General features: G+C 71.5%; 9 protein-coding genes. 5 read left to right on the top strand and 4 right to left on the bottom strand.

Annotation, left to right across the window (positions count from 1 at the left end; all coding sequences use genetic code 11):
• The first annotated feature begins 19 nt into the window (after positions 1-19).
• Positions 20-1,207 carry an FAD-dependent oxidoreductase gene (locus ITJ56_RS15875; protein WP_194631596.1) on the top strand — a complete coding sequence of 396 codons (1,188 nt, stop codon included), beginning with the start codon at positions 20-22 and terminating at the stop codon, positions 1,205-1,207.
• Complete coding sequence (locus ITJ56_RS15880; protein WP_194631597.1) at positions 1,204-2,406, top strand: MFS transporter; 1,203 nt, start codon at positions 1,204-1,206, stop codon at positions 2,404-2,406. The genes ITJ56_RS15875 and ITJ56_RS15880 overlap by 4 nt, the downstream gene beginning before the upstream one ends.
• A gap of 115 nt (positions 2,407-2,521) precedes the next feature.
• Here ITJ56_RS15880 and ITJ56_RS15885 read toward each other — a convergent pair whose 3' ends face one another.
• On the bottom strand, positions 2,522-3,097 hold the full coding sequence (locus tag ITJ56_RS15885; RefSeq protein ID WP_194631598.1) for a TetR/AcrR family transcriptional regulator: 576 nt from the start codon (positions 3,095-3,097) through the stop codon (positions 2,522-2,524).
• A gap of 135 nt (positions 3,098-3,232) precedes the next feature.
• Between ITJ56_RS15885 and ITJ56_RS15890 the strand changes: the two genes are divergently transcribed.
• The 3 genes from ITJ56_RS15890 (at position 3,233) to ITJ56_RS15900 (ending at position 5,950) form a co-directional block, all read left to right on the top strand.
• Complete coding sequence (locus tag ITJ56_RS15890) at positions 3,233-3,985, top strand: glucose 1-dehydrogenase (RefSeq protein WP_323749845.1); 753 nt, start codon at positions 3,233-3,235, stop codon at positions 3,983-3,985.
• Between the two features lie 141 nt (positions 3,986-4,126).
• Entirely contained in the window at positions 4,127-5,347 is a 1,221-nt protein-coding gene (locus tag ITJ56_RS15895; RefSeq protein ID WP_194631600.1) for a Bcr/CflA family efflux MFS transporter, read from the top strand.
• 9 nt (positions 5,348-5,356) lie between these two features.
• Entirely contained in the window at positions 5,357-5,950 is a 594-nt protein-coding gene (locus ITJ56_RS15900) for a TetR/AcrR family transcriptional regulator (RefSeq protein ID WP_194631601.1), read from the top strand.
• A gap of 156 nt (positions 5,951-6,106) precedes the next feature.
• Here the strand turns inward: ITJ56_RS15900 and ITJ56_RS15905 are convergent, their stop codons facing one another.
• The 3 genes from ITJ56_RS15905 to ITJ56_RS15915 all read right to left on the bottom strand — a co-directional run bounded on the left by ITJ56_RS15905 (position 6,107) and on the right by ITJ56_RS15915 (position 10,540).
• Entirely contained in the window at positions 6,107-7,609 is a 1,503-nt protein-coding gene (locus ITJ56_RS15905) for a glyceraldehyde-3-phosphate dehydrogenase (protein ID WP_194631602.1), read from the bottom strand.
• The gene (locus ITJ56_RS15910; RefSeq protein ID WP_194631603.1) at positions 7,606-8,973 is read right to left on the bottom strand and encodes a hypothetical protein; all 1,368 of its coding nucleotides are present in this window, start codon (positions 8,971-8,973) and stop codon (positions 7,606-7,608) included. The genes ITJ56_RS15905 and ITJ56_RS15910 overlap by 4 nt, the downstream gene beginning before the upstream one ends.
• A gap of 121 nt (positions 8,974-9,094) precedes the next feature.
• Positions 9,095-10,540: a helix-turn-helix domain-containing protein gene (locus ITJ56_RS15915; protein ID WP_194631604.1), complete on the bottom strand. Its 1,446-nt coding sequence runs from the start codon at positions 10,538-10,540 to the stop codon at positions 9,095-9,097.
• Between the last annotated feature and the right edge of the window lie 275 nt (positions 10,541-10,815).

Below are 10,815 nucleotides of genomic sequence, written 5' to 3' on the forward strand. Positions count from 1 at the left end.
CCCGACGAAAGGAAAGCCCATGCTGGACGCGACCATCGGAGTCATCGGACTCGGCGCGAATGGGAGCCAGATCCTCCGTATCCTCGCGGCCCGAGGAGCGAGCGTGCTCGGGATCGAGCAGAGCACATCGCCCAATGACCGGAGCGGCCACGCCGGGGAGACCCGGCTCATCTCCACCATCGTCCCGGACCCCGGTCCGGACGGCGAGGACCCGATCCTCAGCCGAGTCGGATCGGCCTGGGACCGGTACGAGCGCGACACCGGTCACAGTGTCCTCACCCGGACCGGTGCGCTGAGCATCGACGACGCGGACACGCCGTTCATGCGTGGGCTCGCAGCGAGCGCACGCCGCCGGTACGGAGACGACCGGGCCGTGCTCGAGCGTGCCGACGTCGCGGCACGGTTCCCGCAGTTCCGGCTGGACGACGGCCAGATCGCCGTGTTCGACGAACGCGGCGGCGGCGTCCGGTCCGAGTACGCCGTGTCGGGGGCCGTGCAGGCAGCTCGCCGCGACGGTGCCGCGGTCGTCAGCGGAGTCCGCGTCCTCGGCTGGGCGACGGGAGCGAGCGGCGTCCGCGTGTTCTGCAGCGATCGCGACTACCGGTTCGACCGGATCGTCGTCGTGACGGGGGCCTTCGTCGGTGACCTGCTGCCCGAGCTCGCCGTCCATGCCCGAAAGCTCGTCATGGCCTGGTTCGCCCCCCGGACAGACGCGGTCGAGCGGTTCTCCCGGCCGGACATGCCGGTGTTCTCGATCGGCACGCCCGAGGCCCTCGGCGCGTACGTCTACGGGGCACCGTCCTTCGACCGTCCGTACGTGAAGGTCGGTGGGGACTTCGATTGGGGCTACGCCGAACCCCCCTCGAGCATGGACTTCGCGCTGCAGGAGCGCGACCTCGTCGGACTGCGCACGAAGGCACGGAACCACTTCGACGGGCTGACCGACTCGATCGTGCGCTCCGTCAAGCTCATGGACGGATGGACGCCGGACTCCGAGCCGCTCATCGGATGGCACGACCCCGACGCCCGTGTGGCGCTGGCCACCGGGTTCTCCGGGCACGGGTTCGCGATCTCCCCGGTCATCGGGGAACTCGTCGCCGACCTGGTCACCGACCGGCAGCCCGAGATCGACCTCAGCCGCTTCGACCCGGCGCGGTTCGAGGTGGGCCACAGCTCGGTGCGGTCGCCGGCGCTCCAACTCCGGTGAGCGCCACGGAGACGGCGTCGTCCCCCCGCACGGCGGGGCCCTTCGTCCGCAGCGCGACCACGTGGATCCGGTACAGTCAGCTCGGCCTCGTCGCGTTCGTCATCGACGGCTACGCGCCGACCGTCCGTCTCGTCGCACGTGACCTGCACGTCTCGACCGCCGTGGCGTCCCTCCACGCCACGGCGTTCGGCATCGGGTTCGTCCTCGCAGCACTCGGCTCCGGCGGTGCCGTGCGGCGGTTCGGACGCATCCGCGTCGCCTGGGTCGGGGTCGGGGGACTGTGCGCAGGCGTCGGGCTGTACGTCACCGGCGCGAGCATCATCCTGACGTTGGTCGGCATCGCGGTGGCCGGGCTCGCGGGCACCCTCGTGCAGTCCGCCGCCTACGCCGACCTCGCCGACGTGCACGGGCCGAACTCGCCGCGCGCACTGAGCGAGGGATCCGCGGTCTCGCAGGTGGCCGGCATCATCGCACCCGTCGCCGTGGGCGCGGCGAGCGTCACCGTGCTGGGCTGGCGCGCCGGACTCGCCGTCGTGATCGTCCTCGCCGGTGCGGTCTCGCTCGCCGCTGCCGTCCGGCATTGTGCGTACCCGGTCAGCAGCTCAGGCAGGCGGCGCGAGGGACACGGCCCCCGCGGTCGCATGTCCCGCCGCTTCTGGGGCGTGTGGGCTTCGTTCGTGCTCGTGCTCGGCATCGAGTTCTGCTTGTCGGTGTGGGCGCCGGTGGAGCTCTCGGCCAGAGGGGACGTTGGTGACGCCGTCGCGACCGCGAGTCCCGCGGTCATGCTCGCTGGCATGACGGTCGGCCGGGTCGCCGTCGGTGCGCTCACCCGGCACGTCAGCGTGGACGTCCTCCTGTTGACGTCGATCGCCGTGTGCGTCGTCGGCTTCACGGTGTTCTGGATCGCACCGTCCGGACCGGTGGCGATCGCCGCGCTCGCGGTGGTGGGCCTCGGCATCGCCGGACAGTTCCCGCTCTCCCTCGCCCGGCTCATCGCGGTGTCGGGCGGGCGTCCCGACGACGCGTCGGCGTGGGGTTCCCTGGCGCTCGGCGTGGCGATCGCCGGCGCCCCAGTCCTGCTCGGGTTCCTGGGGAACGTCGTGGGGGTGCGCGGCGGGCTGCTGCTCGTACCCGCGCTGTGCGTGGTCTCGGGCGCGTTGGTCGCCGTCTTCCGGTCCGGCCGGCAGCACCCGGCCTGACCGTGGCGCCACGGTCCGGCCGGCAGGGCCTGGCCTGAGCGTCGCGCCACGATCTGGCCGGCAGCGCCTGGCCTGAACGTCGCGCCGCTGTCCGGCCGAGAGGACGTCGCGGACGTCAGCGCTCGTCGGTGGCCAGCAGTGGCGGATCGAAGTGGTCGAGGTACCGCGCGAATGCGATCGTGGGGTCCGCACCCTCGTCGACCGCGGCCGTCAGGGCGAGACGTGATGCGGCGACGAGGGCCACCGCGGTCACTTCGGCGTCGATCGCGGTGTTCCCCTCCGCCGCATCCCCGCCGCGTCCTCCGAGCGCCTCGGCGAACACGGCTTCGCCGTCCTGCACGACCTCGAGGAACACCGACCAGTACTCCGGGTCTGCTCGGATGAGGCGGAAGAGTTCCAGGCTGCGTGCCGGGTCCTCCCCGAGGACCACTTGCTCCCACGCGTGCACCCACGCGTCGCGCGACCGGAGCTCCTCGGCGATCGTCAGGTCGCTGAAGGTCGCCGTCATCGCCGCGTAGTGCGGTCGGATAGCGCGCGCCTTATAGGGGAAGTACCGGTGGAACGTCCGCTTCGAGATTCCGGCGGCGGTGCGGAGCTGCTCGACGGACAGTGCGGTCGAGCCGGCGGCGAGGATCGCGTCGATGCATCGTTCGGCAGCGGCGAGCTGACGGTCGTCTCGCAACTGATTCATGGTTGCACGGTAGCGGATCGATGAGTGGCACTTTGTGCCATTCGGCGTATCGTGGGAAGCACGTCGGCACGCAACCGCGCGCCGACACTCGACGAAGAGGGGAACCCAGTGGCAACCCCGTAAGGATACGAGAAGATCGACCTCACCGACAAGAGCCTCATCCTCACCGGAGGCGGCAGCGGCATGGGACGAGAGGCAGCGCTGCTCACGGCGGCTCGCGGCGCGAAGGTCACGGTCGTCGACCTCGCCGAGGCGAAAGGTCAGGCGACGGTGCAGACCATCATCTCCGCCGGGGGCACCGCGCAGTTCGTCCGTGCCGACGTCACGAACGAGGACGACACCGCTGGGATGGTCGATGCTGCGGTCCGGAACCACGGCGGCCTGCACGGCGCGTTCAACAACGCCGGCATCATCGGTGCCGGTGGCAAGATCAGCGACTACTCGCTCGCCGACTGGAACAAGGTCATCTCGATCAACCTCACCGGCGTGTTCGTGTCGATGCGGGCCGAGCTCCGCTACCTCGAGGCGCAGGGGGCCGGATCAATCGTCAACACCGCATCGACGGCCGGTCTGATCGCGTACCCGAACCTCCCCGCCGACGTCGCGAGCAAGCACGGCGTCGTCGGGCTCACGAAGCAGGTCGCCGTGGACTACGCACCGAAGGGCATCCGTGTCAACGCCATCTTGCCGGGTTCCACGATGACGCCGCTCGCGGCCGAGTCGTTCGGCGATCCCGAGCTCAGGGCAAAAGCTGAGTCGGCGCAGCCGATCGGGCGCCTCGGTCAGCCGGAGGAGATCGCCGAGATGGCGGCATGGCTGCTCTCCGATGGGTCCTCGTTCGTCGTCGGGGGTGCGTTCACGGTCGACGGCGGAGTGACCGCGGCTTGACCGGTCCGGTCCGGTCCAGGGCCAGGATTTGCCGACCACAGGTGCGGGAGGCGCGGTGTGCCCACACCGCGCCTCCCGTTCGTTTCTCCCGCGACGCGATAGTTGTACACTTGCACCAGTATTGAACCGAGTGGAGCGATCGTGCAGCAGCAGCAGCCCAGGGGTGTCAGCGCCGGCGTCGTGACGGCAATCGGTGCGTTGGCCGTCCTCGGCCCGTTCGCCGTCGACATGTTCATCCCATCCCTGCCGGACCTCGCATCCGATCTCCGGGTCGGTGCCGGGACCGCGCAGCTCACCCTGACCGTGTACCTCATCGCGCTCGGGGTCGCGCAACTGGTCGCCGGGCCGGTCGCGGACGCGTTCGGTCGCCGGCGTCCGCTGCTCATCGGGCTGGGTGCATTCGTGCTGGGAGCGGTCGGCGCGGCGATCGCCCCCACTCTCGGCGTCCTGCTCCTCGGCCGCGTCCTGCAGGGCATCGGCGCAGCCCTCGCACTCGTGATCGCGAACGCGAGCGTCCGCGACCGTGCCGCAGGTGCCCAGGCCGGCCGGCTGTTCGCGGTGATCATGACCATCGGTGGGTTCGGTCCCGTCGCGGCGCCCGCGATCGGTGGTCTCGTCGACGGCGTCGGTGGCTGGCGCGGCGTGTTCGTGCTCATGGCCGTCATCGGCCTGCTCACCGCCGCGCTCGCATGGTCGGCCCTCGGCGAGTCCCTCGCGGTGGCGGAGCGCCTGCCCTTCCGAGCGCGAGCGATCGGCACGGCCGCACTGACCGCCGTACGGTCGACGTCGTTCATCGTCCCGGCACTCGCGCTCTCGACCGCGTTCATGTTCCTGTTCGTGTACATCGGCGGCGCGTCCTTCGTCTACCAGGACGTGTTCGGGTTGGAGCCCGCTGCGTTCGGCATCGCGTTCGCGGCCACCGGCCTCGCCGTGGTGGTCGGGGCGAGCGCGGCCGGGTGGTGGATGCGCACGGCCGGAGCGGGGACCGTCGCCGCTGCCGGCAGCAGCGTGATGCTCGCCGGTGTCGTCCTGGCCGGCGTGCTCACCGGGGCCGGGCTCGAGCTCGCAGGTGTGATGACCGGGATGGCGGTCGCGATGCTCGGTCTCGGCGCCGCTGAGCCAGCGCTGATGACCCTGGTGATGGGTGGTGGCGACCACGCCCTCGGCATGCGCGCCGCCGTGCTCGGGGCGTTGCAGTACCTCCTCGCCGCGGCCGCGACCCCGATCGTCGGCACACTCCTCGGACCGGACGCGACGCCGTGGCTGATCGCGATGACCGTGACGGCCGCGCTCGCGCCACTCGTCCTCGGGGTCGCCGCGATCACGCCTCGGGCGCGACGTGCTCGTCGGCCCGCGCAGTAGGTTCGACGGGTGAACGCAAGGGACACCCGGCAGGACCGCGGAGCGGAGCGTCAGTCGTCGATCCTGCGTGCTGCGGTCGAGCTCCTGCTCACCGACCGGATGAGCGCGGCCACCCACCGGTCGGTCGCGGAACGCGCCGGTGTGCCCGCTGCGTCGATCCGCTACTACTACGCCACCCGTGAGGACCTCTTGGTCGCGGCCCTGGCCGAGATCGATGCGCGCCGCCACCGGGTCGCCGAGCGCGTCGTCGCGGAGCAGGCCGGTGGCGCCGACCGGCCGTCGCTGGTCGAGCGCGTCGTCAGTGCGTACCTCGGGCCGGCGCTCGACGACCTGACGCTGCGGTCGACCGTCGGGTGGATCGCTGACGCTCCCCGCGAGAGCCCTCGTCTCGCGGACACCCTCGCTCGGATGTGGCCGGGCATAGAGTGGGACGTCGCCGCGGTCCTCACCGCCTGCGGTGCTCCGCCGGAGCGGGCTGCGCTCTGTACGCGCGTGATCGACGGAGCGCTGCTCGTCGCGGTGGCCGGCGGTGGTTCCAGGCTGCGGCGGACGGTGGTCGCCGCCCTCGACGAGGTACTCGTGGTCGTGAACCGGCCGACGTGACAGGTGACCGACCCGGGTCGGCGCCGGAGTCGACCGGCCTCCGCGATACTGGGGGGATGGTCCCGCGAACGGCCGGAGCAGCCGATGTCCGGCGGCGCAACGCCGTGCCCGTCTTCGAGTACCTCCTGACGAGCGGTCCACGTTAAACGGGCCGCGCTACCGCTGGGCCACCGCGAGCGGGGCGATCGACCGGCCGGCTGCGTCGACGCGGTCCCGGGGGAAGGCGGGGAGCCGGACCCCGGTCATGGACTCGAGCACGCGGACCACCTGGCGGGAGTACCCGTGTTCGTTGTCGTACCAGACGTAGACGACCGCGGAGCCGTCGCCGTCGGCGATGGTCGCGAGACCGTCCACCACGCCCGCCTTGCGGGACCCGAGCACGTCACTGGAGGCAAACTCCGGCGAGTCGACGTAGTCGACCTGCCGGCGCAGCGACGACACGAGCGAGACGTCGCGGAGGAAGGCGTTCAGCTCGCCGCGGTCGGGTGACCCGTCGAGCTGGAGCGAGAGCACGGCCAGCGACCCGTTCGACACCGGTACCCGGATCGCGTTGCCGCTCAGCCGGCCGGCGAGCTCCGGGTACGCCGCGCCGACGGCCTTCGCCGCACCGGTCTCGGTGATCACCATGTTGAGCGTCGCCGCACGGCCACGACGATCGGCGCTGTGGTGGTTGTCCGTGAGGTTCTGGTCGTTCGTGAACGCGTGCACGGTCTCGACGTGTCCGTGGCGGACGCCGTAGCGTTCGTGCAGCGCGGCGAGCACCGGGGTCACGGCGTTCGTGGTGCAGCTCGCTGCCGCGAGGACGCGTTCGTCGCCGATCTCGCCGTCGTTCACGCCGTGGACGATGTTCGGTACGTCGCCCTTCGCCGCAGTGGTGAGGAGGACGCGTCCGGCGCCGGGCGCGGCCAGGTGCCGTTCGAGGCCGGCACGGTCGCGCCAGCTGCCGGTCGAGTCCACGACGACGGCGTCGTCGATCCCGTGCGCACGGTAGTCGACCTGGTCGGGTGCCTGGGCGCGGATCACCTGGATGACGGTGCCGTTCGCGGTGATCGTCCGCGCGTCCTCGTCGACGGTGATGGTCCCGTCGAAGGGGCCGTGGATGGAGTCCCGACGGAGCAGGCTGGCACGCTTCGTGAGGTCCCCGCGGGCACCCGGGCGCAGGACGACCGCCCGGAGGCGGAGCCCGCTCGCGCCACCCGCGCGGGCGAGGAGGATCCGGGTGACGAGCCTTCCGATGCGGCCGAAGCCGTACAGGACGACGTCGGTGGGCGGCAGGGCTCGGTCCCCGTGTCCCACGACGTCGGCGAGTTCGGCACGCAGGAACCCGGTGAGGTCCGTCGAGCCGCCGTCCGCACGTTCGTGCTTGCGGAACTGGCGGAGCAGGGCAGCGACGTCGATCACCGCAGGCCCGAGGTTGAGGGAGGCCAGGGCGCCGAGGACCGGGAAGGTGTCGGACGGGTGCAGTTCGACGCCGTCGAGGTGCCGGGCGAACCGGTGCGCCTTCAGCACCTGGTTCGCCGAGAGCCCCACGAGGCGCCGGCCGTGGACGGTCGTGACGACGTTCTGCCGGCGGTACAGGCTGCCGACGATCGGGATGGCCGCCTCGGCGAGGGACTCCTCGTCGATCCATGCGGCGAAGACGTGCTCGTCGTGGGTCACGCGGCGACCTCCTCGTCCAGCATTGCGGCGGAGCCGGTTGCCTCGTCGTGCACCACGTCGAGCGCTGCGCCGAGCTCGGCCGGGCCACCCCACTCGGTCACGCTGGTCGGCATGGCCGCACCGAGCGAGGCCGCGAGCAGATCGACGTTGACCGCACCGGCCGGGTCGGTGACGACGAACGCGTCGACACGGACGTCGGCTCCGTCGGCTCGGTGCAGCCGGACGGCCACGAGGGCGTCCGTGGCACCGGCCGTCGCAGGATCGGCGCCACTCAGCACGTAGTGCCCCCGGTGGTCGATGAGGTGCAGCCCGGCCACGTCGTCCGCACCCGGCCACCACACGTCGCCGTCCTCGGTGAGTGCGGTGTCGACGAAGACGGTGTCGGCGGCGACGCCAGAACGTCTGGTCAGCGTCCGGACCGGGATGACCGTGCCGATGGTCAGCGGGCGGGCAACCACGTCGTCGTGCGCGCCGCGCTCCAGGACGACCGGGCCGGCAGCCAGCACGTCCACCCGACGCCCGGCGGGAGTCACTCCCTCCACCGCACGACCGACCTCGCCGACGACCGCGACGACGGAGGCCCGAGCTGCGTCGTGCACCCGGAGCAACGTGAGGTCGGCTGCCTGACGCTCCGTGTGGGCGCGGAGAGCGTCGACCACGCCCGCACCGTCGTCGGAGCCGAGCACCCAGACGGTGTCACCGCGCTCGTCGTGCAGCACTGTGCGTTCCGAAGGGGACACCGGGGCGCCCGTCGTCCGGCGACCGTGGACGTCACGGGTGGCGAGGAGCGTGGCGTGCACGGTGCGAACGACCCGGGCGTCGGGACCGATCGCGTCGAGGGCATCGGCGCCGACGCTGGTGAGCGCACGGAGGGTCGCGACGCTTGCGGGGGAGTCCGTGACGTGGACGCCCAGGGTGGAAGGGACGTCGGTGGAGCCGAGCAGGAACGGGACGACGTACATGGTGCGGCCGCGCATGCCCTCGGCGACGCGTTGGAGCACAGCGCGGCGCTCTGCGCGGCCAGCGGCGGGCACGGCGGTCCGGGTCACTGCGCCGGTGCTGCCGCTGGCTGGGGCGGTGCTGCGGGCGCGGGACCGCACGAGCAGGCTGCCCGGACGGGCGCCGGGGTCGAGTCGCACGACGTCGTCCTCGAGCGTGAACCGGGTCACGAGGTCCCGCCACTGCTCGTCCGAGCCGTCGACCCAGACGACCTCGTCGGGCCGCGTCAGCAGCGCGGTGCGGGCCACCCACCGCGCGATGCCGGCGTGGGCCAGGTCGTGGTTCCAGGCGCCGTCCGGTACCTCGGGCAGGGGCAGGACCCCCGCCGGTGGGAAGGTGTGGCGGTGCTGTGCGGTCCGGGGCATGGTGGGCCTCCTCGTCGAGTTCCGTGCTGGTGTCTGACCACCCTCGGTCTCACGTGCACGGTCGAGACCGCGAGGCCCGCGTGAAATGCGTCGGATTTTGCGGAAACGGAGAACATGGCCCCTACGCGTACGCGGTGTGCCGTTCCAGGAACTCGAACACCTCGGTGTCGTCGACGCCGGGGAACCGGCCCGACGGCAGGGATGCGAGCACGCGGGTGTGCATCCGTGCGCTCGGCCACGCGGCGTCCGACCAGCGGGATGCGAGCGGCGACGGTGGTCGGCGGCAGCAGGACTCGTCGGGGCACGTGGACACCTGGCGCTCAGTGGTCTCCCGACCTCGGAACCACTTGGCATCGTCGAACCGGACGCCGAACGTGATGCTGAAGCCGCCCTCCGGGCCGGAACCGGTCTGGGTCGACGACCAGTAGGTGCCGGCGGTGTTGTCGGTGTACTGGTGCGCCTCGGACGTCCGGGCGCTGCGGTCACCGGCCCGACGGGCGACCCACTTCCGGCAGACGACCTGGCCCTCCACCGCGCCGGTGACGTCGGTGGGCAGCGGCAGGTCGTCGTTCTCGTACGCCTTGTAGATCGCGCCGTCCTCGCCGACCCGCAGGAAGTGCACGCGGATCCCCAGGTGCTCGGTGAGCAGGTTCGTCATGCGCAGAGCGGCCGACTCGTGCGTGACGCCGAACGCATCGCGGAAGTCCTCGACCGCCAGGTCGCGCGCCGACTTCGCCTCGGTCAGGAACCCGACCGCCTGCTTCCGCGGCATGAGGCAGGCCGCGGCGAAGTAGTTGATCTCGAGACGCTGCTGCAGGAACTCGGCGTACGACGACGGTGGCTGGTGCCCGAGGAGTCGGTGCGCCATCGCCTGCAGCGCCATCGAACGGAGCCCGTGGCCGCCTGGGATGGACGCCGGCGGCAGGTAGATCCTGCCGTTGGCGAGGTCCGTGATGCTCCTGGTGGAGTGCGGCAGGTCGTCGACGTAGAGCAGGTCGAACCCGAGGTGCTCCGCCATCCGGCTGACCTCCCGGTGGGTCAGCGCACCGACCTCGTGCCCGACGGCACCGACCACCTCCTCCGCGAGGGCGTCGATCTCCGGCATCGCGTTGTTGCGCCCACGCATCCGTTCGCGCAGCTCGGTGTTGGCCCGGCGCGCCTCCTCCGGCGTCGCCGAGGCCTCCCGCGCCTTGCGGTCGAGTTCCTGCAGGGTGCGCACCAGCGCCGCCAGCGCGTCCTGGGGCAGCGATTTCGAGACCCGGACGGGAGGCACGCCCAGCGCCGCGTACTGCGGGCCGCCCTGCAGACGCCGCAACTCCAGTTCGAGTGCGGACCGCGGGTCCGGCGCCTCGGTCTGCAGCAGGTCGAGCACCTCGACACGGAGCGCGGCGGCGAGGCCGGGGAGCTCGGCCGCGCGGACCGGGCGCTTGCCGTTCTCGATGAGCGAGAGCGTCGAGGCCGTGGTGGCGAGCTCGGTCGCGAGCGCGGTGAGGGTCCAGCCGGCGTGGGTCCGGAAGTGCCGGATGCGTGCGCCGAGGATGCCTGCGTTGTCGTCGTCGACCTGCATGAAACGGACCGTATCCGAAAAATCGAGAAAGTTCGAGGGTGGTGATCGTGCTCAGCGCCGGACGCACACCGCACCGTTGTGGAAACGCCCCACCGCGGACACGTTCGCGGTGATTCAACGACGAAAGGCGAAGTGATGACCATCATCGACGAACGAACGGCCGTGGCGCCGGACGTCCTGCCCCTGCGCGCCGTTCGCCTAGTTGTACTGCCCAGGGACGTTGGTTGAGCTGCGACGACTCGCTGTAGTCGTTGGGATGTGAGAAGGACCTCCTG

Origin of the sequence: Curtobacterium sp. VKM Ac-1376 (assembly GCF_015351025.1) — a bacterium.
Taxonomy (GTDB): domain Bacteria; phylum Actinomycetota; class Actinomycetes; order Actinomycetales; family Microbacteriaceae; genus Curtobacterium.

Coding starts and splice junctions, on each gene's coding strand:
- ITJ56_RS15875 (WP_194631596.1), top strand. CDS start 20: ATGCTGGACGCGACCATCGGAGTCATCGGACTCGGCGCGAATGGGAGC.
- ITJ56_RS15885 (WP_194631598.1), bottom strand. CDS start 3,097: ATGAATCAGTTGCGAGACGACCGTCAGCTCGCCGCTGCCGAACGATGC.
- ITJ56_RS15910 (WP_194631603.1), bottom strand. CDS start 8,973: ATGCCCCGGACCGCACAGCACCGCCACACCTTCCCACCGGCGGGGGTC.
- ITJ56_RS15915 (WP_194631604.1), bottom strand. CDS start 10,540: ATGCAGGTCGACGACGACAACGCAGGCATCCTCGGCGCACGCATCCGG.